General features: G+C 69.1%; 25 protein-coding genes and 1 tRNA gene. 14 read left to right on the forward strand and 12 right to left on the reverse strand.

Annotated features, from left to right (window positions below; all coding sequences use genetic code 11):
- Positions 1-4: 4 nt before the first annotated feature.
- From ACK8HH_RS06575 to ACK8HH_RS06585, 3 genes are read right to left on the reverse strand one after another with little or no spacing between them, the layout of a single operon-like run.
- Positions 5-2005 carry an ATP-dependent DNA helicase gene (locus ACK8HH_RS06575; RefSeq protein ID WP_278126873.1) on the reverse strand — a complete coding sequence of 667 codons (2001 nt, stop codon included), beginning with the start codon at positions 2003-2005 and terminating at the stop codon, positions 5-7.
- Complete coding sequence (locus tag ACK8HH_RS06580) at positions 2002-2616, reverse strand: isochorismatase family protein (RefSeq protein WP_278126875.1); 615 nt, start codon at positions 2614-2616, stop codon at positions 2002-2004. Before ACK8HH_RS06580 ends, ACK8HH_RS06575 begins: the two co-directional genes overlap by 4 nt.
- Entirely contained in the window at positions 2613-3935 is a 1323-nt protein-coding gene (locus tag ACK8HH_RS06585) for a nicotinate phosphoribosyltransferase (RefSeq protein ID WP_006898220.1), read from the reverse strand. Before ACK8HH_RS06585 ends, ACK8HH_RS06580 begins: the two co-directional genes overlap by 4 nt.
- A gap of 19 nt (positions 3936-3954) precedes the next feature.
- On the opposite strand from ACK8HH_RS06585, the gene clpS reads away from it, so the two are divergent.
- The 9 genes from clpS (at position 3955) to ACK8HH_RS06630 (ending at position 10172) form a co-directional block, all read left to right on the forward strand.
- Entirely contained in the window at positions 3955-4257 is a 303-nt protein-coding gene (gene clpS, locus ACK8HH_RS06590) for an ATP-dependent Clp protease adapter ClpS (RefSeq protein WP_081598161.1), read from the forward strand.
- Positions 4257-4889 (forward strand): DUF2017 domain-containing protein, encoded by a 633-nt coding sequence (locus ACK8HH_RS06595; RefSeq protein ID WP_006898222.1) that lies wholly within the window; start codon positions 4257-4259, stop codon positions 4887-4889. The genes clpS and ACK8HH_RS06595 overlap by 1 nt, the downstream gene beginning before the upstream one ends.
- Positions 4883-5986, forward strand: a complete 1104-nt coding sequence (locus ACK8HH_RS06600) for a P1 family peptidase (protein ID WP_412475719.1) — start codon at positions 4883-4885, stop codon at positions 5984-5986. The genes ACK8HH_RS06595 and ACK8HH_RS06600 overlap by 7 nt, the downstream gene beginning before the upstream one ends.
- 56 nt (positions 5987-6042) lie before the next feature.
- Entirely contained in the window at positions 6043-6636 is a 594-nt protein-coding gene (locus tag ACK8HH_RS06605) for a rhomboid family intramembrane serine protease (protein ID WP_006898224.1), read from the forward strand.
- A complete protein-coding gene (gene murI, locus ACK8HH_RS06610) occupies positions 6633-7436 on the forward strand; it encodes a glutamate racemase (RefSeq protein WP_045536770.1) in 804 nt (267 codons plus the stop codon). The genes ACK8HH_RS06605 and murI overlap by 4 nt, the downstream gene beginning before the upstream one ends.
- Before the next feature lie 105 nt (positions 7437-7541).
- The gene (locus ACK8HH_RS06615; protein WP_006898226.1) at positions 7542-8318 is read left to right on the forward strand and encodes a cyclic nucleotide-degrading phosphodiesterase; all 777 of its coding nucleotides are present in this window, start codon (positions 7542-7544) and stop codon (positions 8316-8318) included.
- A 182-nt stretch (positions 8319-8500) separates the two neighbouring features.
- On the forward strand, positions 8501-9259 hold the full coding sequence (gene rph, locus ACK8HH_RS06620) for a ribonuclease PH (RefSeq protein ID WP_006898227.1): 759 nt from the start codon (positions 8501-8503) through the stop codon (positions 9257-9259).
- On the forward strand, positions 9256-9879 hold the full coding sequence (gene rdgB, locus ACK8HH_RS06625) for an RdgB/HAM1 family non-canonical purine NTP pyrophosphatase (protein ID WP_412475637.1): 624 nt from the start codon (positions 9256-9258) through the stop codon (positions 9877-9879). The genes rph and rdgB overlap by 4 nt, the downstream gene beginning before the upstream one ends.
- Positions 9876-10172 carry a DUF2470 domain-containing protein gene (locus ACK8HH_RS06630; protein ID WP_412475638.1) on the forward strand — a complete coding sequence of 99 codons (297 nt, stop codon included), beginning with the start codon at positions 9876-9878 and terminating at the stop codon, positions 10170-10172. The genes rdgB and ACK8HH_RS06630 overlap by 4 nt, the downstream gene beginning before the upstream one ends.
- Here the strand turns inward: ACK8HH_RS06630 and ACK8HH_RS06635 are convergent.
- A complete protein-coding gene (locus ACK8HH_RS06635) occupies positions 10166-10537 on the reverse strand; it encodes a DUF3817 domain-containing protein (protein ID WP_039868175.1) in 372 nt (123 codons plus the stop codon). The genes ACK8HH_RS06630 and ACK8HH_RS06635 overlap by 7 nt on opposite strands.
- A 43-nt stretch (positions 10538-10580) precedes the next feature.
- The gene (locus tag ACK8HH_RS06640) at positions 10581-10985 is read right to left on the reverse strand and encodes a hypothetical protein (RefSeq protein ID WP_006898233.1); all 405 of its coding nucleotides are present in this window, start codon (positions 10983-10985) and stop codon (positions 10581-10583) included.
- Between the two features lie 133 nt (positions 10986-11118).
- On the opposite strand from ACK8HH_RS06640, the gene ACK8HH_RS06645 reads away from it, so the two are divergent.
- Both ACK8HH_RS06645 and ACK8HH_RS06650 read left to right on the forward strand, forming a co-directional pair.
- Positions 11119-13680, forward strand: coding sequence for an ABC transporter ATP-binding protein/permease (locus ACK8HH_RS06645; RefSeq protein WP_412475720.1), 2562 nt, complete (start codon positions 11119-11121; stop codon positions 13678-13680).
- A complete protein-coding gene (locus ACK8HH_RS06650; RefSeq protein ID WP_412475639.1) occupies positions 13677-15434 on the forward strand; it encodes an ABC transporter ATP-binding protein in 1758 nt (585 codons plus the stop codon). The genes ACK8HH_RS06645 and ACK8HH_RS06650 overlap by 4 nt, the downstream gene beginning before the upstream one ends.
- A 19-nt stretch (positions 15435-15453) precedes the next feature.
- Here ACK8HH_RS06650 and ACK8HH_RS06655 read toward each other — a convergent pair whose 3' ends face one another.
- The 3 genes from ACK8HH_RS06655 to ACK8HH_RS06665 all read right to left on the reverse strand — a co-directional run bounded on the left by ACK8HH_RS06655 (position 15454) and on the right by ACK8HH_RS06665 (position 17304).
- Positions 15454-16116: a phosphatase PAP2 family protein gene (locus ACK8HH_RS06655; RefSeq protein WP_006898236.1), complete on the reverse strand. Its 663-nt coding sequence runs from the start codon at positions 16114-16116 to the stop codon at positions 15454-15456.
- 235 nt (positions 16117-16351) lie between these two features.
- Positions 16352-17053 carry a hypothetical protein gene (locus ACK8HH_RS06660; protein ID WP_006898237.1) on the reverse strand — a complete coding sequence of 234 codons (702 nt, stop codon included), beginning with the start codon at positions 17051-17053 and terminating at the stop codon, positions 16352-16354.
- A gap of 163 nt (positions 17054-17216) precedes the next feature.
- Positions 17217-17304 (reverse strand) — tRNA-Leu (locus ACK8HH_RS06665).
- 32 nt (positions 17305-17336) lie between these two features.
- Here ACK8HH_RS06665 and ACK8HH_RS06670 point away from each other — a divergent pair.
- Positions 17337-18839: a methyltransferase gene (locus tag ACK8HH_RS06670; protein ID WP_412475640.1), complete on the forward strand. Its 1503-nt coding sequence runs from the start codon at positions 17337-17339 to the stop codon at positions 18837-18839.
- Positions 18840-18870: 31 nt separating this feature from the next.
- Here the strand turns inward: ACK8HH_RS06670 and ACK8HH_RS06675 are convergent, their stop codons facing one another.
- Together ACK8HH_RS06675 and ACK8HH_RS06680 are read right to left on the reverse strand one after the other, a co-directional pair.
- Positions 18871-19485: a LysE family translocator gene (locus ACK8HH_RS06675; RefSeq protein WP_006898239.1), complete on the reverse strand. Its 615-nt coding sequence runs from the start codon at positions 19483-19485 to the stop codon at positions 18871-18873.
- 3 nt (positions 19486-19488) lie between these two features.
- Positions 19489-20139, reverse strand: a complete 651-nt coding sequence (locus ACK8HH_RS06680) for a lysophospholipid acyltransferase family protein (RefSeq protein WP_006898240.1) — start codon at positions 20137-20139, stop codon at positions 19489-19491.
- A gap of 63 nt (positions 20140-20202) precedes the next feature.
- Here ACK8HH_RS06680 and ACK8HH_RS06685 point away from each other — a divergent pair, with 63 nt between their 5' ends.
- Entirely contained in the window at positions 20203-20724 is a 522-nt protein-coding gene (locus ACK8HH_RS06685; RefSeq protein ID WP_412475641.1) for a TetR/AcrR family transcriptional regulator, read from the forward strand.
- Here ACK8HH_RS06685 and ACK8HH_RS06690 read toward each other — a convergent pair.
- Complete coding sequence (locus tag ACK8HH_RS06690) at positions 20721-21953, reverse strand: trans-sulfuration enzyme family protein (RefSeq protein ID WP_045536760.1); 1233 nt, start codon at positions 21951-21953, stop codon at positions 20721-20723. The two genes, ACK8HH_RS06685 and ACK8HH_RS06690, sit on opposite strands and share 4 nt — an antisense overlap.
- Positions 21954-22123: 170 nt before the next feature.
- The gene (locus ACK8HH_RS06695; protein WP_412475642.1) at positions 22124-23911 is read right to left on the reverse strand and encodes an AMP-dependent synthetase/ligase; all 1788 of its coding nucleotides are present in this window, start codon (positions 23909-23911) and stop codon (positions 22124-22126) included.
- A 141-nt stretch (positions 23912-24052) separates the two neighbouring features.
- Here ACK8HH_RS06695 and ACK8HH_RS06700 point away from each other — a divergent pair, with 141 nt between their 5' ends.
- Positions 24053-25843 (forward strand): DEAD/DEAH box helicase, encoded by a 1791-nt coding sequence (locus tag ACK8HH_RS06700; protein WP_412475643.1) that lies wholly within the window; start codon positions 24053-24055, stop codon positions 25841-25843.
- Positions 25844-26064 lie beyond the last annotated feature (221 nt).

Below are 26064 nucleotides of genomic sequence, written 5' to 3' on the forward strand. Positions count from 1 at the left end.
CCCGTCACTTCTTCGCGGCGCCCGTCGTCAAGCGGGTGAGCGCGGCTCGGACGGCATCGCGGTCGGTGGTCCGCCAGAACGGTGGAAGCCCGGCCAGGAGGTAGCCCGCATACCGCGCCGTCGCCAGACGTGAGTCGAGCACGGCGACCACGCCGCGGTCGTCGGTGGCGCGGAGGAGCCGGCCCGCGCCCTGGGCGAGGAGCAGTGCCGCGTGGTTCGCCGAGACGGTCAGGAAGCCGTTGCCGCCGCGCGCGTCCACATCGCGCTGGCGCGCCGACAGGAGCGGGTCGTCGGGCCTGGGGAAGGGGATCCGATCGATCATCACCAACCGCAACGAGGGACCCGGGACGTCGACGCCCTGCCACAGCGACAGAGTGCCGAACAGACAGGTGGCCTCGTCGGCGGCGAATCTCTCGATCAGTGCCGACGTCGCATCGTCGCCCTGGCACAGGATCGGGAACCCGACTCGGTCGCGGAGCTTCTCCGCGGCCTCCTTGGCGGCCCGCATCGACGAGAACAGGCCGAGGGTACGACCGCCCGCAGCGTTCATCAGATCGACCATCTCGTCCAGCGTCGACTCCGCGATGCCGTCACGGCCGGGCGCCCGCAGGTGCTTGCCGACGTAGAGAATCGCGGCGCGCTGGTAGTCGAAGGGGCTGCCGGCGTCCATGCCGCGCCATCCCGCGGCCTCCACGTCCTTGCCACCGTGGGCGGGCAGCCCCCAGGTGCGTGCGAGGGCGTCGAAGTTGCCGCCGATGGTCAGGGTCGCGGACGTGAGGATCACAGTCGAGTCGGTGAACAGCGAGGTACGCAGCAGCCCGGCCACCGACAACGGCGCTATCCGCAGCGTCGGGCGGACGTTTCCGCGGATCCGGTCGGCGGACAGCCAGACGACGTCGTGCCTCTTGGTGATGTCGGTCTCGGCGAAGACCGTCAGCACTCGCACCACCGAATCGTGCAGCGAGTCGGTGGCCGACAGCGCCATCTGCCTGGCGGCCGCAGCCTCCGGATCGGTGCCTGCCGACGGCGCCGGACCGACCGCGTTCCGCGCGTTCCAGAGGCGGTCGCGCAGCGATGCGAGGACCTCGGGTGCGCCGCTCGGGAGTCGGGTCCACTCGCCCTGGGGTGAGTCCTCCAGCAGCAACTCCAGCTGTTCGCCCGCGCCGACCAGCGCGTCGGCGCTCTCGTCGTCGATCAACTTGCCGAGCCGGCGGGCGACCTGCGAGACGCTCGCGGCCGAGATCTCCTCGGTGGTGACGGAGGTGATCCGGTCCACCAGTTCGTGGGCCTCGTCGATGACCACCACGCGGTGCTCGGGAAGGATGGTCGCCGGACTCATCGCGTCGATGGCGAGCATCGCGTGGTTGGTGACCACGACGTCGGAGGCGCCGGCCTTCTTCCGTGCCAGTTCGGCGAAGCAGTCCTCGCTGTAGGGGCAGTTCGACGCCCCGAGACATTCGCGCGAGGAGACGCTCACCTGGCGCCACGACTGGTCGCTGACGCCGGGGGAGAGATCGTCGCGGTCTCCGGTCTCGGTGTCGGAGGTCCACTCGCGCAACCGCGTCACCTCGCGGCCCATGCGGGACAGGTCGAAGGCGTCGAACAGCTCGGCGTTCGGATCCTCGTCGGCCACTCCCGAGTGGATCTTGTTGAGGCACAGGTAGTTGGCGCGACCCTTCAGGATCGCGAACGACGGTTCGCGGCCCAGCGGCTTCGCGAGCGCGCCCGCGAGACGCGGTAGGTCACGTTCGGTCAGCTGGCGCTGGAGGGCGATGGTGGCCGTCGAGACGACGACGGTCTCGTCGGTGTCGACGGCGTGCCGGAGCGCGGGGACCAGGTAGGCCAGCGACTTTCCGGTGCCGGTACCGGCTTGGACCGCGAGGTGATGGTCGTTCTCGATCGCCTCGCCGACGGCCTCGGCCATCGCCAGCTGACCGTCGCGCCGGGCTCCGCCGAGGGATTCGACGGCGGTGGCCAGGAGGTCGGCGACATCGGGGACGCTCACTCGGCCGCGTCGTCTTCGTGAGGGGCACCGGTGTGCACGAGGGTGCCCACCAGCTCGACTCCCGCGTCGCGCATGACGTCGAACGCGGTCGCGGTGGTGGTCTCGGCGACGGCCGCGGTGAAGTCCAGCAGCACACGTGTGGCGAAGCCGGCCGCGGCGGCGTCGACCGCGGTCGCGCGAACACAATGGTCGGTGGCGATGCCGACGACGTCCACCTCGGAGACGTCGCGCGCGGTGAGCCAGTCGGCCAGGCCGTTTCCGTGTTCGTCGCGGCCCTCGAAGCCCGAGTACGCGGCGTCGAACTCGCCCTTGGAGAAGACCGCCTGCACGGGGCCGGTGCGGAAGGCCGGATGGAACTCGGCGCCGGGCGTGCCCACCACGCAGTGCGGTGGCCACGAGTCGACGAAGTCGGGGGTCTCGGAGAAGTGCCCCCCGGGGTCGACGTGGTAGTCGCGGGTGGCCGCCACCACCGGATACGAGCCGGTGATCGCGTTGATCGCGGCGGCGACCGCACCGCCGCCGGCCACCGCGAGGGAGCCGCCCTCGCAGAAGTCGTTCTGGACGTCGACGACGATCAGCGCACGATTCCGCGGTGGGGTCTCCTCGGTCATCGACTCTCCGGTTCGGTCAGGTAGCGGGTGGGGACTGCGGGGTCGCCGTGGCTGAGCCCGAGACCCTCCCACGGGAGGGTGACGAGCCCGTGCGCGAGATGCCCGCGGGACTGCTCCAGTGTAGGCAGCCCGGAAACTCGGTCGCCGCCGCGGACCAGTGGAATCTGGAGTTCGGCCACGTCCAGGCCTCCGGTGCCCGGGATCGCCTGATCCGCGGGCGCGTCGGCACGCAACAGGATCTCTTCGACGATGGTTCCGGACGCGCGGGCTGCGCGAACGGCGCGCTTGCGTCCGCCGTGGCTCTCCTTGTGGCTCGACCGCTTCGCGACCGGGACGCCGTCCACCTCGACCAGTTTGTAGACCATGCCCGCAGTCGGTGAACCGCTGCCGGTCACCAGCGAGGTTCCGACGCCGTAGATGTCGACGGGTTCGGCGCGCAGCGAGGCGATGGCGTACTCGTCGAGATCGCCGGAGACGACGATCTTGGTGCCGGTGGCGCCGAGCTCGTCGAGCTGCCTGCGTACCTGGCGGGCGAGGACGCCCAGATCCCCCGAGTCGATCCGGACCGCTCCGAGCGAGGTGCCTGCGACCTCGATCGCGTTCTTGACACCGGTGGTGATGTCGTAGGTGTCCACGAGCAGGGTGGTCCCGACGCCGAGCGCCTCGACCTGCGCGGCGAAGGCGGCCCGCTCGTCGCTGCCGTCGGGATGCGCGAACGAGAGCGTGAACGCGTGCGCCGCGGTTCCCGCACTCGGCACGCGGTAGGTGCGAGCGGCCTCGAGATTGCTGGTCGCGTCGACTCCCGCGAGATATGCGGCGCGCGCTGAGGCGACCGCCGCGCGCTCGTGCGTGCGGCGTCCGCCCATCTCGATGATCGGGCGGCCCGCGGCAGCGCTCACCATACGCGCCGCCGCGGAGGCGATCGCGCTGTCGTGATTGAGGATCGAGAGGATCAGCGTCTCCAGCACCACAGCTTCGGCGAAGCCGCCGCGCACGGTCAGGATGGGCGAGCCGGGGAAGTAGAGCTCGCCCTCGCGGTACCCGTCGATCTCTCCGCGGAAGCGGTAGTCGGAGAGCCATGCCAGGGTGTCCTGGTCGACCACGGTCCGGAGCGAGTCGATCTCCTCCGGACCGAATCGGAAGCGTTCGAGGGCGTCGAGCAGACGTCCGGTGCCCGCGACGACTCCGTAGCGTCGGCCGTCGGGGAGGCGGCGGGCGAAGACCTCGAACACGCAGCTGCGCTGCGCCGTCCCGGCCCTCAGGGCGGCCGAAAGCATGGTCAGCTCGTATTGATCGGTCAGCAGCGCGGTACTGGTCACCTTCGCTACCCTATTACTCATGGCGCGCGATGAGGCGACACCAGGTACGAGCACCGGTACCGCGGTGGCAGAACCAGAGGTGACTCACGACCGCCCCTGGGTGACGCTGGTGTGGGACGACCCGGTCAATCTCATGAACTACGTCGCCTATGTCTTTCAGCGGATCTTCGGTTATTCGGAGGAGAAGGCCAAGGCGCTGATGATGCAGGTGCACACCGAGGGGAAGGCCGTGGTCTCCAGCGGCGACCGCGTGAAGGTGGAGGCCGACGTCCGCAAACTGCATGCGGCCGGCCTGTGGGCGACCATGCAGCACGACTCCTGATGCGGACCTGGCGCAGAACCGGTGCGGGCGAGGACGTCCGCATCTGCTCCAACCTCGAGAACTACGAATGCCAACTGCTGGCGTCGATGGTCGAGTCCATCACCGATCTGCTCAACGAGCGTGCCGAGTCGGCTCCGCGCGACGAACTGTCGGAGCTGACGGGGATCCAGACGGGGCACACCCGCGCACCGGACGATGTCACGCTGGGACGGCTGCTGCCCGATTTCCATCGACCCGACCAGGAGCCGGAACTCGCGGCCGGACCGATCGCCGCGGACCTCAACGGGGGACTGCGCAGCGTCAACGAACCGCAGATCATCGACGCGAAACTCGCCGCGGCACGCACCGTTCTCGAAACACTGCCGAGCGGGGGCGGGGACGTCTCGCTGACCGAGTCCCAGGCCGACCGCTGGCTGACGGCGCTCACCGACATCCGACTGGCCCTGGGCGCGATGCTCGGGATCACCGACGAGCCCTCGAAGCTGCCGCCCGACCATCCGCACGCCGCACACCAGGACGTCTACGACTGGCTGTCGGTGGTGCAGGGGCTGCTGGTCGAAGCACTGATGTCGGCGGAGTGGACGCAGCCGGAGGACCCGTCGCAAGGGGAGTGGGGGCACGACGGATGGTGACCGAGCCGAAGTCGTCTGTGTCGCGCCCCGGCAACCGGATCACGGATGTCGCCGGAATCGCGGTGGGCCATCACCACCGACTCGACGACGAGGTGGTGCTCGCGAGTGTCGCTGAACCCGGCAGCGGGTGGGCGACCGGGACCACGGTGATCACCCTGCCGCGCGGGTGCGCGACGGCGGTGGACGTGCGCGGCGGCGGTCCTGGGACGCGCGAGACCGACCTGCTCGATCCGGTCAACACGGTCCGCGGCGCCGACGCGATCGTGCTCTCCGGTGGCAGTGCCTATGGTCTTGCCGCGGCCGACGGAGTGATGCGGGGACTCGAGGAGGCCGGCGTCGGACTGCCGATGGACGGTCAGGGGCACGTGGTGCCCATCGTGCCGGCCGCGGTCATCTTCGACCTCCCGGTCGGCCGGTGGGAGAACCGTCCGACCGTCGAGTTCGGTGCGCGGGCGCTCGCCGACGCCAGGACCGATTTCGCGATCGGATCGGTCGGGGCCGGGACCGGGGCGCGCGCCGGCGCACTCAAGGGCGGCGTGGGCACCGCGTCGATCACGTTCTCCGACGGTCCGGCTCGCGGATTGACGATCGGCGCTCTCGTCGTGGCCAATCCGGTCGGCGGTGTCGTCGATCCGTCGACAGGGCTGCCGTGGGGTGCGGACGACCTCGAACTGCACCGTCTGCGCGCGCCGAAGCAACTCGAGATCAAGAGGCTCGCCGAGCTCACCGCAAAGGGCACGGTACTGAACACGACGATCGGGGTGGTCGCGACGGATGCCACGCTGTCGGTGGCGAGCACCCGGCGTCTGGCGATGTCCGGGCACGACGGCCTCGCGCGGGCGGTCCGTCCCGCGCATTCACCGCTCGACGGCGACACCCTGTTCGCCGTCGCCACCGGCGAGAAGGCCGCCGATCCGGACACCGCGGTCGACGTTCCGCCGGGGATGGACCCGGACACCGCGATCGTCGCGGCACTGGCCGACGCATCGGCGACGGTGGTGCAGCGGGCGATCGTCTCGGCGGTGGTCGCCGCGACCGGCGTCGCCGGGATCCCGGCATACCGCGACGTGCTGTTCTCCGCCTTCGGCGACGCATGAGCGGCGGGATCGCGTCGCCGTCCGACCCTCGTCTTCCGAAGCCGCGTCGGTCGCCGATGCCCAAGTGGGAGCGGTCGGGCATCACGATGGGCGTCATCGCCGTCGTGCTGCTGGTGGTCGAGGCGATCGACATGGCGACCGGTGGGGACCTCGACGAGTACGGCATCGTGCCGCGACGGCTGTCCGGACTCGACGGGATCATCTGGGCGCCGCTGCTGCACTCGGACTTCGCTCACCTGATCGGCAACCTGATCCCGGGCGTGGTGCTCGGCTTCCTGCTGCTGATGTCGGGACGCTTCCTGTGGGTGACGGCGATCGTATGGGTCATCAGCGGTCTGGGAGTGTGGCTCACCGCCCCGACCGGCTCGGTGACGATCGGCGCATCGGGGATCGTCTTCGGGTGGCTGGCGTATCTGCTGGTCCGCGGTCTATTCAACCGCGACGTGTGGCAGGTGCTGGGCGGGGTGGTCCTATTGGCGGTCTACGGTGGGATCCTGTGGGGCGTGCTGCCGCACGGAGGTGGAGTGTCGTGGCAGGGACACCTGTTCGGCGCCGTCGGCGGCGTGCTGGCGGCGTGGATGCTCAGCGACCGACGCGATCCGGGCAGCTCTGAGCCCCGACGACCAGAACTCAAGGGAGGCCCCCGATAACCGAGCTGCAAACCGGTCCCATCGGCATCTTCGACTCGGGCGTCGGCGGGCTCACCGTCGCGCGCGCGATCATCGATCAGCTGCCCGATGAGGATGTCATCTACATCGGCGACACCGCGAACGGGCCGTACGGGCCGTTGACCATTCCGGAGATCCGCAGGCATGCGCTGGCCATCGGTGACGAATTGGTGCACCGTGGGGTCAAGGCGATCGTCATCGCCTGCAACACCGCGTCGGCGGCCTGTCTGCGCGATGCGCGTGAACGCTATGCCCCGATTCCCGTCATCGAGGTGATCCTGCCCGCCGTGCGTCGCGCGGTGGTCGCGACCAAGACCGGTCGGATCGGCGTCATCGGCACGGAGGCGACCATCGCGTCGCGCGCGTATCAGGACTCGTTCGCCGCGGCACGCGATGTGGAGATCACGGCCGTCGCCTGCCCGAGGTTCGTCGACTTCGTGGAGCGGGGGATCACCAGCGGACGCCAGATCCTGGGTCTTGCCGAGGGCTACCTCGAGCCGCTGCAGGAGGCCGGCGTCGACACTCTGGTCCTGGGGTGCACCCACTATCCGCTGCTGTCGGGTGTGGTGCAGTTGGTGATGGGCGATCAGGTGACGCTCGTGTCGAGCGCCGAGGAGACGGCGAAGGACACTGTCCGCGTCCTGACCGAGCGCGACGCCCTGCATCCGCACTCGAATCGCGTGGCCCGGCGTCATTTCTCCGCGACCGGCGATCCGGACTCGTTCCGCAAGCTCTCGACCCGGTTCTTGGGACCTTCGGTGGGCCACGTAGAGCATTTCTGACCACTCCCGTGTGGCGTTCGGCACGGTCGATGCAGTGCCAACTCACCGGTCACAGGAGGGCGGATTGATGCCGGATTTCCGGAGCGGCATGGCAGAGTGTGTCCCATGCGTTTGACGGTGCTCGGGTGTTCAGGGAGTGTGAACGGCCCTGGTGCACCGTGCTCCGGATACCTGGTTCAGGCCGACGGACACCCGCCGGTCTTGATCGATTGCGGACACGGTGTCTTCGGTGAACTGCAGCAGCACGCGGATCCGAACCAGGTCGCCGTCCTGCTCAGTCATCTGCACGCAGACCACTGCATGGATCTGCCCGCAATGCTGGTGTGGCGTCGGTGGGCGCCGACTCCGGCCACCGAACGTTCGCTCCTGTACGGGCCGGAGGGCACGGCGCTGCGCGTCGGTGCCGGGGCGTCGGAGTACCCGGGTGAGGTGGACGACCTGTCGGACACCTACGACGTGCGCGAGTGGGTCGACCGCGAAGCCGTCGAGATCCACGGCCTCCACATCGAGCCGTACAAGGTGAACCATCCGCCGAGCACCTTCGGGTTGCGGATCGTCGGCCCCGACGGCGAGGTGCTCGCCTACAGCGGCGACACCGGCGTGTGCGAGGAGGTGGTCGATCTCGCGCGCGACGCCGACCTGTTCCTGTGCGAGGCGTCGTGGACGCACGAGCCCGGCGTCCGGCCCGAGGGGCTGCATCTCTCCGGGGTCGAAGCCGGACAGGTGGCCGCCCGCGCATCGGTCCGCTCGCTCGCCCTGACTCACGTGGTCCCGTGGGCCGACTCCGCCGCCATCCTCGACGAGGCGTCGGGCGAGTATGCGGGACCGCTGCAACTCGTCCACCAGGGTCAGGTCATCGAGGTCCGTAAGCCGGTCGCCTAGGTCGCCTCGCTGGTTGAGCCGCGACGGTCGCTTCCGGTCTGCCCGTTCTTGTATCCGCGCAGTTCGACGACGGACGCGCGCTCCCAGCCCGCGCGTTCGTCGCGGAGTTGCGCGGATGTGCTGCGCGCTGCCCGGCACCGCCTCGTCGGCGGATATGTCGGCCTGTCCAGTAAGGTCGGGGCGTGACTTCACGAGCAGACGGCCGGGCAGACGACGAACTCCGGCCCATCAAGTTCACCCGCGGTTTCACCTCTCATCCGGCCGGTTCGGTGCTGGTCGAATTCGGCAACACCCGCGTCATGTGCACCGCCAGCGTCACCGAGGGCGTGCCGTCGTGGCGGCGCGGATCGGGGCTCGGCTGGCTCACCGCCGAATACTCGATGCTTCCCGCCGCGACCCACGAGCGCTCGAAGCGTGAGTCGGTGCGCGGCAAGATCGGCGGACGCACGCACGAGATCAGCCGCTTGATCGGACGTTCTCTCCGCGCGTGCATCGATCTGGCGGCGCTGGGTGAGAACACGATCGCCATCGACTGCGACGTCCTGCAGGCCGACGGCGGAACGCGGACGGCGGCCATCACCGGCGCCTACGTCGCGCTCGCGGACGCCGTCACCTACCTCGGCGCGGCGGGCAAGCTGGCCGACCCGCAGCCGCTGTCGTGCATCATCGCGGCGGTGAGCGTCGGTGTGGTGGACGGCCGCGTCCGCCTCGACCTGCCGTACGACGAGGACTCGCGTGCCGAGGTCGACATGAATGTGGTCGCCACCGACGCGGGCACCCTCGTGGAAGTGCAGGGGACAGGCGAGGGCGCGACCTTCGCGCGCGGAACGCTCGACAAGATGCTCGACGTGGCCTGCGCCGGCATTGAGAACATCGTCGCCGCGCAGCGCGAAGTGCTGTCGCAGCCGTACCCCGGATCGCTCCCGGGCAGCGGGCAGTGACCGGGACGGTCCTGCTGGCGTCGAACAACGCCAAGAAGCTGGCCGAGCTGCGACGCGTCGTCGAAGCGGCGGGCATCACCGGGCTCAAGGTGCTCGGGCTGGGTGATGTCACGCGCTATCCGGAACCGGTGGAAGACGGTGCGACGTTCGAGGACAATGCGCTGCTCAAGGCTCGCGCGGCCGTCGCCGCAACCGGACTGCCATCGCTGGCCGACGATTCCGGCCTCGCCGTCGACGCGCTCAACGGCATGCCGGGAGTCCTGTCGGCACGGTGGAGCGGTGGCGCCGGCGACGCCGCCAACAATCGCCTGCTGCTGGCCCAGCTCGCCGACGTACCGGACGAACGACGCGGTGCGGCGTTCGTCTCGGTGTGTGCGCTGGTGCTGCCGACGGGCGCCGAGACCGTGGTCCGCGGAGAGTGGCGCGGCACCATCCTGCGTGACGAGCGCGGCGCGAACGGCTTCGGTTACGACCCGTTGTTCATTCCCGATGACGAGGTGGCCGCCGGGCGCACCTCCGCGGAGCTGCCGCCCGCGGAGAAGGACGCGCTGAGCCACCGTGGCAAGGCGCTGGCACAGTTGGTCCCGGCACTCCGGGCCCTCGCCGAGGGCCAGTCGTGACGGCCTTCGACGAGTCCGTCGTCTCCGCCGTCCTGTCGCATATGAACGACGACCACGCCGACGACAATCTCGCGATTGTGCGAGCGTTCGCCGAACCCGACGCCACCGCCGCGGTGATGACGGGCTTCGACTCGGTTGCGGGGGAGTGGACGGCGACCGTCGACGGAGCGGACCGTCCCGTCCGCGTGCCGTGGCCGAACGAGCTCACCGACCGAGCGTCCATCCGTCGCGAGGTGGTCGCCCTCTACAAGGCCGGTGCCGAGCGCCTGGGGATCGAGCTAGACGATCACTGATCGAGCTTGAACTGCTCCTTAACATCGCGAGTGCGAATGTGCTCGAACCAGAAGGACAGGAACGGGATGGTGCCCGCGATCGCGGTCGCCACCAGCTTCGGCAGCGGCCACCGGACCTTGATCGACAGGTCGACGGTGCAGATCAGGTAGATGAAGTAGATCCAGCCGTGAGCGACGCCGACCCAGCCGAAGCCCTCGACTCCGAAGCCGAACTTTGCGATCATCTCGGCGCACAGGGCGAGCAGCCACACGCCGGTGACCCAGGCCAGAACGCGGTAGCGCAGCAGCGCGCTGCGGATCTGGGGGATGGTCGCAGTCACAGTCCCGTCCGGGGCGTCGTCGGCGGTCTTGGCGGATTCGGTCACGTCGTGGTCCTTCATCGGTCGCGCGGAGATTTCAGCTGATGCGTCAGTCGTGCGTCGGGTGTCTGTCGAGTTCGGCGAGGTATCTGTTGTACTCGGCCAGGTCGTCGTCCGGGGCGGCGTCGAGGATGGCCGCGACCGACGGGTCGTGTCGCGTGGGCCGCTCGGGAAGGACCCCCTCGGGTATCTCGGTCGGCTCGGCGCGGTCGCGGTGTTCAGCGTCCGGATCGGCTTCCATCACGACGAAGCGGCGATAGGCGTACACGACGGCCACCGCGAAGGCCGGCCACTGCAGGGCGTATCCCAGGTTCTGGCCGGTGCCCGTCGACGATTCGTAGCGGCCCCACTGCCACCAGGCGAGCGCCAGGCAAGCGCATGCCGCGACCGCCACCAGCGCGATCAGTGCGGGGCGGTGACGTCGTTTGGCGGGCGACGGCAGAGAGGACTTCACACTATCGAAGGTACCTGGTCGGCTGCCGTGCATCGGGCCCGGTGCGGCCGCCCTCACTGTGCGTTCTGCCACCAGTCTGCTACTAATTAGCCAAGCCTAATCTTAGGTTCGAGTGGTTGACGATGGGGTGGACATGGGCAAGGGCTTCCAGGGAGCGGTGCTTCGCGCTCTCGGAGCGAAGAATCATCCGGCGACGGTCACCGGTGTGCGGTGGGTGACCGAACACGTCGTTCGCATCGAGTTCCAGTGCGGCGAGATCCTGCACTTGGGCGGCGAGAAGCCGGCCGCCTGGATCCGTGCTTGGTTCCCGGATGTGAACAACGCGGCCAAGTTCCATCAACGCGGATACACGCTGCTGGATCCGGACCCGGCGGCGGGGACGTTCGCGATCTGCTTCCTCGTCCACGATCCGGCCGGACCCGCGTCCACCTGGGCGCGCAATGCCGTCGTGGGCGATGAACTGCTGATGACACGGCTCGGCGGCGACGGCTACGACATCGCCGCGGACGGCGAGCGTCCGCGCGGATACCTGCTGATGGGAGACGTGGCGGCATGGCCGGCCATCGTGCGGCTGATCGAGGAGATCGGCGACGACATCCCGATCCGGGCGGTCATCGAGCACGAGAACGACGACGACCGCGACCTGCCGCTGCCCGAGCATCCGGGCCTCACCGTCGACTGGGTGCCCACCAGTCCGGACCGCCGGGCGCTGACCGAGGCGATCGGCGAGGACGACTATCGCGGATGGCACACGTGGGTCACGGCCGAGAGCAAGGCGACGCGACTGGCCAAGGGCGCGCTCGCCCTGAACCACGAGCAGAACAAGGCCACCATGCACACCCAGGCCTACTGGATGGCCGGACGTGCGATGGGAAAACAGGTCGACACGGCGACTGAGGACACCGCCGTGTCGACCGCCTCCGAGACGGCGACGGACGATGTCGCGGCCGCTCTGACCCCGCCCCGCGCCCCGAAGGCCGCAGCGCCCGCCGAGCCCGTCCTCAAACCCGCCCTTCCCGCGCTGATCGTCGCCGGTCTGTTCGCGCTCGTGCTCGCGGTGCTCGCGGTTGTGCCACTGGTGCTCTTCGCGGAGCTGGCGCGCTTGCTGGTGGAGGGGGCCGACCGCCACGAGCTGATCGACGTCGCGGTCACGGCACTGATCGTTCTGGTGGCGGGCGCCGCCGGCAGCGCGGTGCTGATCACCGTGCTGCACTTCTACGACCAGGTGTATGCCGCGGCGCTGCGGCGGCGAGTGCTCCACAAACTCACCCGACTGCCGCTCGGATGGTTCCTCGGTCGCCGCAGCGCGGAGGTCAAGAAGCTGGTCGCCGACGACATCTCGTCGCTGCACTACCTGGTGACCCACGCGGTGCCCGATCTCGTGACGGCGATCGTCACGCCGCTGGCGATCCTCGGGTACCTCTTCTCGGTGAACTGGGTACTCGCTCTGGTGCTGCTGGTGCCGGTACTCGGGTACATCGTCGCAATGGCACGCCTGGCGACTGCCGACAGAGCCCGCCTGGAACAGAAGATGCGATGGGACGCGACCCTGCCGGGCGACGCCGAACGCTACATCGGCACGCAGCAGGTCAGCCGCGTGTTCGGCGACGGCGCGATCACCGACCTGCCCGCCCGACTGCGGCGTCTCACCGAGTTCCTGAAGGACTGGCAGCGCGCCACGATCGATGCGAAGTCGGTGATTCTGCAGCTCAACCGGCCGACGACGTCGATGGTGGTGGTCGCGCTGGCGGGCACGGCACTGATCACCGCCGACCAGATGGACGCGGCCGCGATCCTGCCCTTCCTGATCCTCGGCACCTCGTTCGGCGACCGGCTGCTCGCCGCGTCGTACGCCGTCGGCGGACTGCGCGAGGGGATGAACGGCAAGACCTCGCTCGACCTGTTGCTGTCGAGCGGTGAGCTCGAACAGGCGGAGAACGGCAGCACCGGGCCGGAGCCGAGCGGCCCGGCGCGAGTCGAACTGCGCGGCGTCACCTTCGGTTACACGCCCGGTCGGCCGGTGGTGCGGGACCTGCACCTGGACCTGCCCGCGGGCGGGACGACGGCCCTCGTCGGACCGTCGGGTGCGGGCAAGTCCACCGTGGCGGCTCTGGTCGCTCGCCTGTGGGACCCGGATGCCGGCGCGGTACTGCTCGACGGCGTCGACCTGCGCGACATTCCCGAGGTGCAGCTGCGGCAGCGGATCGCCGTGGTGTTGCAGGACGTCCAGCTCATCCGCGGCACCATCGCCGACAACATCGCGCTCGGCATGCCCGACGCGGATCGTGCGGCGATCGCGGAGGCGGCCCGGGCGGCTCACATCGCCGACGTCATCGAATCAATGCCCGACGGATACGACACGGTGGTCGATCGCGACAGCCTCTCCGGAGGCCAGCGGCAGCGGGTCGCGATCGCCCGGGCGCTGCTCGGAGACCCGCGGTTCGTGGTCCTCGACGAGGCGACCGCCGCCGCCGACCCCGACTCGGAGTGGGAGGTGCGGCAAGGCCTGTCGAGGCTGTTGGCGGGGCGCACGGTGCTCATCGTGGCGCACCGACTGCACACCGTCGCCGACGCCGATCGGATCGTCGTCTTCGACGGCGGACAGATCGTGGAGCAGGGGACCGGACCGGAACTGATCGCGGCCGGTGGACGATACGCGGCGATGACCGCGCAGGCGCAGGAGGCCCTCCGATGAGTTCAGACTCGACCCGAATCCTGCCGACCGTCTTCGCCGACGTCCGCGTCATCACCGGCGCCGCAGGGCGGCCGCACCGCCTCGCCTTCTACGCGCTCACGACGCTGTCCACGGCGCTGCAGGCGGCGGCCGTGCTGCTGTCGATCCCGCTGTTGCGCGCGTTGTTCGGCGACACCCCGTCGGACGCGTGGGTCTGGGTGGCGGCGATGGTCGCGGTGCTCGCGGTCGGCTGGACCGCGGACATCCTCGCGACCCGCGCCGGACTCCGCGTCGGATTCGGCTTGATCGACGCGGCCGAAAGCGCCGGTGTGTCGGCCATCGGCCGGCTCGATCCGGCCGAACTCCACGGCGATCGTGCGTCCCGGCTGCGCGACCTGGTCACCAAGTCCGGCCCGGAGTCGGTCTCGGCGATCGTCCTGCTCTTCTCGCCGCTGATCCATGCGGCCCTGCTGGTGCCGATGCTGGCCGTCGGCCTGCTGTTCGTGTCGTGGCAGCTCGCGGTGGTCGCTCTCGTCGGCGGTATCGTCCTGCTCGGCGCCTTCTACGGCGGACGCCGGGCCGTCGCGAAGTCGGAGGATCGGTTCGCCGAGGCAGGCCGCGCGCTGGACGACCGCATGCTCGAATTCGGCTGGGCACAGCCCACGCTGCGCGCCGCGGGGGTCGGCACCGGCACCGTCGACGAGGTGCTCGCGGATTCGCGGCGGCGCGGTTTCCGGCTGCTCGCCTGGCAGATCCCCGGCGACCTGCTCTTCACCGTCGCCGGTCAGGTCGTTCTGCTGGCCTTCGGCGTCACGACCGGAGCGCTCTACCTCGACGGCACCCTCTCCGGAGTCACCGCGGCGGCGATGGTCGTCGTCCTGCTGCGAGTGGTGGAGACCACCGGTTCGCTCTCGCTGCTGGCCACCCCGATCGCCGGAGTGGAGCGATTGCTGGCACAGCTGCGCGACCTGGTCGTCGAGGATCTGGCTGCCGAACAGAACACAGTGCGGCGATCGACGTCGAACGACGCGCTCCGCGAAGCCTACGGTGCTCCCGTGCCGGTCCGTCTGAGCGAGGTCGGCTACACCTACCCGGACGGGACGCGGGCCCTCGACGGGGTGGAGCTGACCATCCCTGCCGGGGAGATCACGGTGCTGGTCGGAGCGTCCGGCTCGGGCAAGTCGACGTTGCTCGACGTCATCTCCGGGCTCCGCGAACCCAGCACCGGACGAGTCGACTTCGGCGGCGACGAGACGACTGCCGCGGGTCGGCTGCAGAACGCGTCGATGGTCTTCCAGACCACCTCGCTGCGGCCGGGGACGGTGCGCGAGAACGTGGTCACCAGCGCCGAGCCCGATCTCGTCGAGATCGCTGATCTCGCTCGACTCGACGCCGTGCTGGACTCGCTCCCCGAGGGCTGGGACTCGCGGATCGGCGACGGCGGCAATACGTTGTCGGGCGGCGAACGCCAGCGAGTCGGGCTCGCCCGCGCGCTGGCGAAGCCCGCCGGACTGCTGCTGGTCGACGAAGCGACGTCGTCACTCGACGTGATCACCGAACGCGCCGTGGTCGATTCGCTGCGGCGGATCCGCGGGACGCGGACGGTTGTGGTGGTGACGCACCGACCCGCGCTGGTGGCGCTCGCCGACTCGGTGATCGTCCTGGACCACGGCCGGGTGGTGGACTCGGGTGCGGTGGACGACCTGCTCGCGCGCGGCGGGGTGTTCGCCGACCTGTGGCAGCGGTGGCGAGAAGCGGAGGGCTGGCAGGTCTAGGGGTGCGCCCGGGGTGGTCTCACCGCACAGCCGCTCGCGACCGTTGCCAGTCCCGCACGTCGTGCTCGGTGTGAGCGCGTGCCGGCCGCGCGTTCCACGCCGGGATCAGCAGATCGACGACCGCCGCGACGGCGACCGCGAGGAGCGCTCCGCCGATGACGTCCGACGGTCGGTGCCATTGCTGGCTGACGACGGTGAACGAGACCACTCCGAGACCTGCCGTCGCGGCGATCGCCGCGAGCGGCCGCGCACGGCGGGGCGTGACCGCGCACAGGGCGATCCCCGCCGCGGCGAACGCGGCGACCGTGTTGGACGGGAACGAGTTGAGCGCGTTGCCGACGTCCAGCGGCGGTCGTTGCAGCTCGGATTTCAGGACGACCGCGAGCACCACGACGGCGCCGATCAGCAGGCTCGCGTGCAGGGCGAGCCGCCAGGATCGTCGCGCGAGACAGATCGCGCCGATCAGCAGGCCGCAGCCGGCGAGCACGGGGACTTGTATCTCGGCGAGCAGACCGCCCGTCGGAGCGTCGTTCCCGGTGCGCGCGCCCATCAGTTCCATCACGTCCTGATCGACCATCTGGCCCGCGTACGAGACGACGAGGAGCTCGTACGTCGCGGCGATGCCGAGCGACGCGAGGATCGCGGCCGCGAGGGCGGCGATCGGTGAAGTGCGATGCGTCATCCTTCGATGGTGCCTCGTGCGGTTGGCAGAACGCTCGTCCCGTACCCCGGGAGTGTCGTAGACCGGGACGCCGCTGACATCAGACGTGGCAAGGCGCGCCGAGGGCGATTTGCCCTCGGTACGCCTTGTGGCTACTGATCTCAGGCGCGACCCATAGGTGCGCGTGAGCAACCCGTCAGGACGCGAGACCCGGTGACAACACGATCGGGCTCGCGCTGGGATTCGATTTCCGGTTCTAGCTGGTGCGTCTGGTGGCGCGGCAGACCAAGGGCGTGTTCTTGTCCTCCTGCTCGTGAGCGACTCTCAGTTCCCCATTGATCCATACTTCGCATCGGATCGGCATGTAGTCGTAAGAGGTCACGGAGAAGCCGACGTATTCGGGTGTGGTGGCGAAGTGCAGTGTTTGTGACCAATAGTCGTTAAATCCGCCCTCGGGAGGTGAGTCGGGCGACAGTGTGCGCTGTTTATCAAATTGTCCGGTCTCAGGAATGATCGGTGCGTATCCGAAATCGAAAGCGAGGTGCCGGACGACGTACTTGACGGTGAGTCCGCGAGGTGGCGGCGTCTGTCGCGCTGTGGCAGTGAGCGAAGTTGTTGCCGGTATCGTCGTGGTCGACGGCATAGGTGGCAGTGGAAGCTGTACTGGTCGCAGTGACGTCGATGACGTCGGCGGCGAAGCGACCGCGGGCAGATATTGATACCGGACCAACAGCAGCGTGACCCCTATGGTCAGTGCGACGACCACCGCCAGCGCTATACCGCTGAGGACCCACAGTGCTACATTGCGTCGGCCCTTGGGTGGTATAGATCCGGGCTCTGTGTCCATGACCTTGCGTAGCGAATGCCGAGTGCATCGTGGGGTGCCGTTGAGCATCCGCACCGTTCCGACACATTCGTCGGTGACGCTCTGGTCCGCACATTCGAGGTTGTCGCTCACCGGTCGATCATTGCGGTCAATGGAGTCACTACCGGGAGAATCGACCGATTTGTCTGAAGTTGGCACTATTTGAACGCAGCGACTTCAAGCGCGCGACCCCGAGTGTGGTGCCCGAGCTCGCGCACACCTTTGAGGTCGGCCTGCCGGGTACAGGGGCGACTGCTGGTGCGCGAGAAGGGACTTGAACCCTCACACCACTAGTGGGTACTGGAACCTAAATCCAGCGCGTCTGCCAATTCCGCCACTCGCGCGTGCAGTGCAACTGTACCGGTACGCTCGTGCGGTGATTCGCTACCCTCTGGACGCTCCGGACATCGTCGACGCCCTCGGGGCGGACCTGCGCGCCGCCGGTTACACCTCCGACGGAATCGCCGACCTCCTCGGCGAGGAGGCCGGCCGAGCGCTGGTGAGCGGTGTGTGGTGGCCCGCTCTGCGTCAGACGCGGCGCGCGGCCCCCGACCGCGCGCCGCTCGCGACTCTGATCCGGCTGTTCCTGCTCGGCTCCACGGAACCGGCCGACGACGTCGCCGCCGCACTGCCCGGCGTCGGACTTGTCGCCCTCGTCGACCAGCAGGTGATCGAGCCCGCGGACGGCGGTGTGCGCGCCGTCCTCGACATCCGGCCGCACGGCAGCGACGACGCCGACCGGCTCGTGGTCGCCGATCAGGACGCCTCGATGCGTCCCGGCGCCGTGGCCCACGACCACGTGCTCGGCATCGGCGGGGCGTCGATGTCATTGGCGCAGGCGGTGATCCGCACGCCGTTCGCGCGGGCTCTCGATCTCGGAACCGGATGCGGCGTACAGGCGCTGCACATGTCGTCGCACTGCGAGACGATCGTCGCCACCGACACCAACGCGCGGGCGCTGGCACTTGCGGCGGCGACGGCGCGGCTGAACGGACTGGACTGGGACCTGCGGGAGGGCAGCCTGTTCGAGCCGGTGGCGGGCGAGAGATTCGACCTGATCGTGTCCAATCCGCCGTTCGTCGTCGGCAGCGGTGCGCAGGACTACATCTACCGCGACTCCGGGATGGCCGGAGACGGCATCAGCCGAAGCCTCATCGAGCGGATCGGCGAACATCTGAATCCGGGCGGCATCGCGCAGATCCTGGCGAACTGGGAGGTGCGCGACCTCGACGCATGGGACGACCGGGTCCGGGAGTGGGTGCAGGCGAGCGGTCTGGACGCCTGGGTGGTCCAGCGGGAACTGGCCGATCCCATCAGCTATGTCTCGCTCTGGGTCTCGGATGCGGGGGAGTCGGTGGTCGACGCGGCCGAGCGGGGTGCGCGGTGGCTCGACTGGTTCGAGTCCGAGGGGATCGTCGCCGTCGGCATGGGTTCGATCACCTTCCGCCGACCCGTCGAGGATCGTCCGGCCGATGTGGTGATCGAAGAGATCACCGCCGCCGGCCAGGAGGTCACCGGCTTCGAAGCGCAGGCCTTCTGGGGGAGGCGCGACTTCCTGCGTGAGAACTCCGACGCCGACCTGCTGGCCTCCCGGCTCAGCACCTCACCGGTGTTTCTGGAGACCCAGGCGCTCCCCGGCGACGACGGCTGGCAGCAGGTGAGCGCCTCGGTGACCCGCCCCGGCGGTCCGGGAGCGGTGCTTCCGGTGGACGAGGTGCTGACGTCGCTTCTCGCCGGCTGTCGCGGCCAAGTGCCGCTGGCCGCGCTGATCTCACTGCTGGCCGACTTCCACGGCGTGGACGCCGACGCGCTCGCCGCGGCGGCGATGCCGGCGATCCGCGAAGCCATCGGGCGCGGGATCCTCTACCGGGCCGACTGAACGTCGGGCCGGTAGCGGAACGACGCCCCGGCTACTCCGTCGCCAGCCTCAGCCCGAAACCGACGAGCGCGAGACCGGCCACCAGATCGATGCGGCGCCGAATGCGGGGCGCACGCATCCAGGCGCCGATCCGGTCGGCGGCGACGATGAGCACGGCGAAGTAGACGCCGGTGAGCGCCAGATAGACCAGACCGAAGCCGAGCGTCGTCCATGCGACGGGCGCACCGTCCGGAACGAAGCCCGGCAGCAGCGTGATGAACATGATGCCGATCTTCGGATTGAGGATGTCGGTCGTGAATCCGGTGAGGAAGCCCGCCCGGCGCGACGACGGCGCCTCATCGACTGACGGCCCGCCGCGCAGGGACCGGATCGAGCGCAGTGTCTGGACGCCGAGCAGCACCAGGTAGCAGCCGCCGACGATCTTGAGCACCTCGTAACCGATCTCACTCATCTGCAGAATCGCCGAGAGACCGAGGACGGCGGCGAGGATCCAGACCAGCAGTCCGGTCATCACGCCCAGCGACGTCCGGACCCCGCCGGCCCTGCCGCCGCGGGCCAATCCGCGCATCACCACGAGGGAGTCGGGGCCGGGCAGCAGTACCAGGAGCGTCGACGCGAGAGTGAACGACGCGAGAGACGACAGCATCCGTCAATGGTAGGGCCGCGCGTACTCGTCGACGCAGGCGACGGAGCCGAGTGCGGCGATCGCGGCCATGACGGCGTCGGTGGCGCCGCGGACGTCGTGTGAGGCGCCGAGCAACTCATCGGCCGGCATCGGGTCGCCGATGCGGATTCGCACCGGTCCGCGACCGATTCGCCGGGTGCCGGGCGGATTCACCTCGCGTGTTCCCGAGAGCAGAACGGGGACGATGACGGTGCCCGGGACTCGCGCCGCGACTCGCATCATCCCGGTGTGTCCGCGGTGCAAACGCCCGTCGGGCGAGCGCGTGCCCTCCGGGTAGATGCCCCACGCTCCGCCCCGGGCGAGCAACTGCGCCGCAGCCTCGAGCGCGGCGTCGTCGCCCGACCGGTCGACCGGGATCTGACCGGTTCCGCGGAAGAACGCACGACTGACCGCGCCGCGGACTCCGGAACCCCGGAAGTACTCCGCCTTGGCGAAGAACGAGAGTCGGCGGGGTATGGCCAGCGGGAGGACCAGGGAGTCGATCTCCGCCAGGTGGTTGGCCGCCACGATGACCGGGCCACTGGTGGGAACGCGGTCGGCGCCGTCGACGGTGATCGGCACCCAGAGCCGGAGTGCGGGGCCGATCAGAACGTGTTTGCAGAGCGGATACAGCACGGGAGGCCTTTCGTAGACAGTGTCTACTGGACAGTGTGGGGGGCGGCCGTAGACACTGTCAACGTGGTTGACGATCCGAGTACGCGCGCACGGCTGGTCGCCGCGGGGGTCGACCTCGTCGACACCGCGGGATTCGGTGCGGTGGGCGTGCGTTCGGTGGCCGCCCGGGCAGGCGTCTCGCACGGCGCTCCGCGCCGGTACTTCCCGACGCTCGAGAGTCTGCTGGCGGCGATCGCCGCCGAAGGCGTGGCCGATCTCAACGCCGCTCTCGCACCCGCCATCGCGAACGGCATCGGCGACGGCGCCGTCGCCTATTGGCGGTTCGCGCGCGCCCGGCCGGGCATGTTCACGCTGATCTTCCGGCACGACCTGCTCGACTCGGCCGGCGGCCGCCTCCGCGAGACCACGGGCGGCTGGTTCTCGGCCCTGGTCGAGGCGACCGGCGACGAACTGCGCGCCGTGTCGTGCTGGGCCGCCGTGCACGGTCTGTGCGTGCTGGCCGCGACCCGCGCACCAGAGGCCTTCGGGTTCCAGATCGACGAGAGCGTGGTGCGGCGAGTGGCCGAGGACCGGGCGGGCGGTTAGCCCGCGGCCGAGTCGAGGGCGGCCGCGAGGTCGGCCTTCAGATCGTCAACGTCCTCGAGGCCGACCGAGAATCGCAGGTGCCCGTACTCGCGGAAGCCCTCCGGGTAGGCGGCGACGCGCGGTCCGCTGGTGCCCACGTGCACGATCAGCGACTCGTCGTGGCCGACGGAGACCGCCGACGTCACGACCTTCAGGTCGTTCACGAAGCGGTTCTGCAGGTCCGGATCGCCTTTCAGTGCGAACGACATGATGCCGCCGAAACCGCCGATGCCGCGATCGCCCGCGCCGAACTGACGCTTGGCCAGCTCGTGCTGCGGGTGGCTCTCCAGACCGGGATAGGCCACGTAGGCGATGCGCTCGTCGGCCTCCAGGAACCGGGCGAGCTCCAGCGCCGACTCCTGATGCTGCCGCAGGCGCAGCGGCAGTGTCACCGAGCCGCGCATGATGAGCCAGGCGTTGAAGGGCGAGATCACGCCGCCGACGTCCACCATCGCCTCCGACCGGATCGGTTCCACGAGATCGGCACGCCCGATCACCGCGCCGCCCATCGCGTCGCCGTGGCCGTTGATGTACTTGGTGAGCGAATGCACCACCAGGCCGGCGCCGTCGTCGAGCGGGCGGTACAGCGGCGGGGGAGTGAACGTGGAGTCGACCATCAGGATGATGCCGCGGGCGTCCGCGATCTCCGCCAGCGCGGCGATGTCGGCGACCTTGGTGGTGGGGTTCGCGATCACCTCCGTGGCGATAAGTTTGGTCTCGGGACGGATCGCTGCGATCACGGCGTCGTGGTCGGTGATGTCGACGAATGTGGCCTCGATCCCGTACTTGCGAGGCAGCAGCGACGTCCAGAGCTTGTAGGTCGCCTCGTAGGTGGTGTCGGAGACGACGACGTGATCGCCCGCGTTGACATGCCCGAAGAACACCGCGTGCAGTCCGGCGACGCCGGAGGCGAGGACGACGGCGTCCTCACCGTGCTCGAGCGCGCAGAGCTTGTCCTGCAGCGCGATCTGATTGATCCCGGTGTTGCGGGTGTAGGTGAGGTGCTCGGGGTTCGACCAGTCCATGGTCGACGGATCGGGCGGCAGGTTGTAGGAGTTCGCCATGATGATCGGCACGCGAATCGCCGCGCCGTCGCCGTCGGTGCCCGTGCCGGAGGCGTGATTGCCGCCGTGAACGCTCAGCGTCTGTTCACCGAGTGACCCGGGGACGCACTTATCGGGCCTGTTCATCTCGTCGTACTCCGTTCCGGGCACCTGCCCACTCGCGGCCGCAGCGCTGCGGCACCGCCAGCGTAAGACCGGGCGAAGCGCGCAGTCCGCGCAGGTCCCCGCGACGAACGGCGGCGCACCGGCATCGATGCCGGTGCGCCGCCGCGGGAGTCGACGTCGAGACGTGCCGCTCAGCTGTACAGGTCGGCGATCGCCTCCTGGTACGACTGGTGGATCACGTTCCGCTTCAGCTTGAGCGTGGGCGTCAGCTCACCGGTCTCGATCGTGAAGTCGGTCTCGAGGATCTCGTACTTCTTGATGGCCTCGGCCTTGGACACGGTCTTGTTCGCGCCGGCGATCGCCGCGTCGATCTCGGCGCGCAGCTCCGGATTCCGGATCAGCTCCGACAACGGCGTCGACGCGGGCAGCCCCTTGCGCTCGAGCCATCCGGGGACCGCTTCGGGATCGAGGGTCACGAGTGCGGCGATGAACGGCTTCTGATCGCCCACGACGAGGCACTGGCTCACCAGCGGGTGCGCCCGGATGGTGTCCTCCAGCTGGGCGGGCGAGACGTTCTTGCCGCCTGCCGTGACGATCAGTTCCTTCTTGCGCCCGGTGATGAACAGGTAGCCGTCCTCGAGGCGGCCGATGTCGCCGGTGTGGAACCAACCGTCGCGGATCGCGTCGGCCGTCGCCTGCTCGTTGCGCCAGTAGCCGGAGAAGACCATCGGCCCCTTGAGCAGGATCTCGCCGTCGTCGGCGATCTTCACCGTGACGCCGGGCACCGGACGCCCCACCGAACCGATGCGGCTGTGCTCCTCGTTGTTGGCGGTGACCGCGGCGGTGGTCTCGGAGAGGCCGTAGCCCTCGTACACGGGCACCCCGGCGCCGCGGAAGAAATGGCCCAGCCGCTCACCGAGCGGGGCGCCGCCGGAGATGGCGCCCTCGCAGTGGCCGCCGAGCGCGGCGCGCAGCTTTCCGTACACCAGTTTGTCGAAGACCGCGTGCTTCACCTTGAGGAGGACGCCCGCGTCGCCGGATTCGACCGCCCGGCTGTACTCGATCGCCGTGTCGACGGCCTTCGCGAAGATCTTGCCCTTGCCTCCGTCGATCGCCTTCTGCTCGGCGGTGTTGTACACCTTCTCGAAGACGCGCGGGACCGACAGCACGTAGTTCGGCTTGAATACGGCCAGGTCGGCGATCAGATTCGGAATGTCGTTGGTGTGGCCCAGTACCACGGCGTTCTCCACGCAGCCCACGGCGACGACCCGTGCGAAGACGTGTGCGAGGGGCAGGAACAGCAGCGTCGACTTCCCCTCCTCGAGGCCGGTGCCGACGGCCTCGGCGGTCGCCGCGCACTCGGCGAGGAAGTTCTCGTGCGTCAAGACGACGCCCTTCGGCCGGCCCGTGGTCCCGGAGGTGTAGATCAACGTGGCGGCGTCGGAGGCCCGGGCCTGCGATTCCCGCTCGTCGAGCACCGAGTCGGGGAGGTCGGCGCCGCGCTTGCGGAGCGCGTTGATCGCGCCGTCGTCGATGACGAAGGTCTCGCGAAGCTCGGGCGCCTTCGCGATCACCTCCTGGTGGGTCGACCGGTTGGCCGCGGTCTCCACGATCAATATCGATGCGCCCGAATCGGTGAGGATCCACTCCACCTGGTCGGGGGACGAGGTCTCGTAGATCGCGACGGTGGTGGCACCCGCGCGCCAGATCGCGTAGTCGATCAGGCTCCACTCGAACCGGGTGGAAGACAGTAGCGCGACGCGGTCGCCACGGCTCACGCCGGCGGCGATCAGGCCCTTCGCGACGGCGTCGACGTCGTCGGCGAAAGCGCCGGCGGTGACGGTGATCCACTGCCCGGAGTCCGCGCGCCTGCGGAACAGCGGCAGAGTCGGGCGGTCCTTCCGGTAGCGCTGCAGAGCAGTGATCGTGGTGGCGTTCTCATCAACTGTCGTGATGGATGGAGCAGTGAACTCCTGCATGGTGACGTCCCCTTGTGATACGAATTGCTTGATCTGTCTAACGCGATCCAAGTGATGGAACCGTACCGCACATCTCAGTGAGGGGCGTCACAGGGTGTCGGCGGGGTATTATCTACACCCGATGACTACGAATGTTCGCCGATGAGCGAATCCGAGAACACCAGCTCTACCGCGCCCGCGGCCGAGAAGTCCACCGCCTTCGGTGACCTCGGCATCGACCCCGGCGTGCTCAAGGCGCTCGACGACGTCGGCTACGAGACGCCGTCGCCGATCCAGGCGGCGACCATCCCTCCGTTGATGGAGGGACGCGACGTCGTCGGACTGGCGCAGACCGGCACCGGCAAGACCGCTGCCTTCGCACTGCCGATCCTCACCCGACTCGACACCTCGGCCCGCAAGCCGCAGGCCCTCGTGCTCGCGCCCACGCGCGAACTGGCGCTGCAGGTGGCCGAGGCCTTCGGCAGCTATTCGACGTACCTTCCCGAGGTCAAGGTGCTGCCGATCTATGGCGGCCAGAGCTACGGGATCCAGCTGGCCGGCCTGCGCCGCGGAGCCCAGGTGATCGTCGGCACGCCGGGCCGCGTGATCGATCATCTCGACAAGGGCACCCTCGACCTGTCGCAGCTCGAGTTCCTCGTGCTCGACGAGGCCGACGAGATGCTGACGATGGGCTTCGCCGAGGACGTCGAGCGAATCCTCGCCGACACCCCGGATCAGAAGCAGGTCGCGCTGTTCTCCGCGACCATGCCGGCCGCCATCGGCCGCCTGGCGCGCAAGTACCTGAACAACCCGCAGGAAGTCACCGTCAAGAACAAGACGGCGACCGCGCAGAACATCACGCAGAAGTACCTGCAGGTATCGCACCAGCGCAAGCTCGACGCCCTCACGCGGGTGCTCGAAGTGGAGCCGTTCGACGGCATGATCGTCTTCGTCCGGACCAAGTCGGCCACCGAGGAGCTCGCTGAGAAGCTGCGCGCCCGCGGCCTGAGCGCGATGGCGATCAACGGCGACATGGTCCAGGCCCAGCGTGAGCGCACCATCAATCAGCTCAAGGACGGTTCGCTCGACATCCTCGTGGCCACCGACGTGGCCGCTCGAGGACTGGACGTCGACCGCATCTCGCATGTGGTGAACTACGACATCCCGCACGACGTCGAGTCGTACGTGCACCGCATCGGGCGTACCGGCCGGGCCGGGCGGTCGGGCACCGCGCTGCTCTTCGTCTCGCCTCGCGAACGTCATCTGCTGCGGTCGATCGAGCGCCACACGCGGCAGGATCTCGAAGAGATCGATCTGCCGAGCGTCGACGACGTGAACGCCCAGCGCGTCGCCAAGTTCGCCGATTCGATCACCGAGAACCTCGCCTCCGACAATCTGGATCTGTTCCGCGGGCTGGTGGAGAACTACGCCCGCGAGAACGACGTCGCGATGGCCGACATCGCCGCGGCGCTGGCCCTGGAGACCCGCGACGGCGGCTTCCTGATGGCTCCCGATCCGCCCAAGGGCGAGCGGGGCGATCGCGGGGACCGGCGTGACCGTGCACCGCGCGGCGGCGGTCATTTCGCCACGTACCGCATCGCCGTCGGCCGCAAGCACAAGGTGTCGCCGGGCGCGATCGTCGGCGCGATCGCCAACGAGGGCGGCCTCACTCGCGGTGACTTCGGCAACATCAGCATCCGCGACGACTTCAGCCTCGTGGAACTCCCCAACGATCTCGACGCCGAGACGCTCGGGATGCTCAAGCACACCAAGATCGGCAAGCATCCGATCGACCTGCGCCCGGACATGGGTCCGCCGCGCGGTCGGGGAGGCGCCCGCGGATCGGCGCGCGGATACGAAGACCGCGGCCGCAAGGGCGGTTACCGCAAGGGCGGCGACAAGTTCGGCAAGCGACCGGCCCGCGTGGCCGGCCGCGGTCGCGACAGTCGCTAGGCTCACGGCGCACTGCCGCATGAGATTGACCGCTCACAGCCCAGGATGCCTGTTCTCGCAGGTGTGGGCCGTGAGCGGTCAATCTTGTGCGGCTGCTCTGTCCCATGGGGCTTTGCGAGTAGCCTTCCCCCTCAGACGCTCGAGCAGAAGCAGCCCGGCTGGTTCGCGGGAATGGGTCTGGTCGCGCCGCTGCTGATGATCGTCGGCTGAGGTTCTCGGGT

This window comes from Gordonia sp. LUNF6 (assembly GCF_047041125.1).
GTDB lineage: Bacteria > Actinomycetota > Actinomycetes > Mycobacteriales > Mycobacteriaceae > Gordonia > Gordonia sihwensis.

What these genes read in the sequence shown, in the direction of transcription:
- ACK8HH_RS06690 (WP_045536760.1), bottom strand. Translation starts at nt 21,953, where the DNA reads ATGAACAGGCCCGATAAGTGCGTCCCCGGGTCACTCGGTGAACAGACG.
- ACK8HH_RS06675 (WP_006898239.1), bottom strand. Translation starts at nt 19,485, where the DNA reads ATGCTGTCGTCTCTCGCGTCGTTCACTCTCGCGTCGACGCTCCTGGTA.
- ACK8HH_RS06650 (WP_412475639.1), top strand. Translation starts at nt 13,677, where the DNA reads ATGAGTTCAGACTCGACCCGAATCCTGCCGACCGTCTTCGCCGACGTC.
- ACK8HH_RS06595 (WP_006898222.1), top strand. Translation starts at nt 4,257, where the DNA reads ATGCGGACCTGGCGCAGAACCGGTGCGGGCGAGGACGTCCGCATCTGC.
- ACK8HH_RS06695 (WP_412475642.1), bottom strand. Translation starts at nt 23,911, where the DNA reads ATGCAGGAGTTCACTGCTCCATCCATCACGACAGTTGATGAGAACGCC.
- ACK8HH_RS06615 (WP_006898226.1), top strand. Translation starts at nt 7,542, where the DNA reads ATGCGTTTGACGGTGCTCGGGTGTTCAGGGAGTGTGAACGGCCCTGGT.
- ACK8HH_RS06600 (WP_412475719.1), top strand. Translation starts at nt 4,883, where the DNA reads ATGGTGACCGAGCCGAAGTCGTCTGTGTCGCGCCCCGGCAACCGGATC.
- ACK8HH_RS06700 (WP_412475643.1), top strand. Translation starts at nt 24,053, where the DNA reads ATGAGCGAATCCGAGAACACCAGCTCTACCGCGCCCGCGGCCGAGAAG.
- ACK8HH_RS06645 (WP_412475720.1), top strand. Translation starts at nt 11,119, where the DNA reads ATGGGCAAGGGCTTCCAGGGAGCGGTGCTTCGCGCTCTCGGAGCGAAG.
- ACK8HH_RS06580 (WP_278126875.1), bottom strand. Translation starts at nt 2,616, where the DNA reads ATGACCGAGGAGACCCCACCGCGGAATCGTGCGCTGATCGTCGTCGAC.
- clpS (WP_081598161.1), top strand. Translation starts at nt 3,955, where the DNA reads ATGGCGCGCGATGAGGCGACACCAGGTACGAGCACCGGTACCGCGGTG.
- ACK8HH_RS06605 (WP_006898224.1), top strand. Translation starts at nt 6,043, where the DNA reads ATGCCCAAGTGGGAGCGGTCGGGCATCACGATGGGCGTCATCGCCGTC.
- ACK8HH_RS06655 (WP_006898236.1), bottom strand. Translation starts at nt 16,116, where the DNA reads ATGACGCATCGCACTTCACCGATCGCCGCCCTCGCGGCCGCGATCCTC.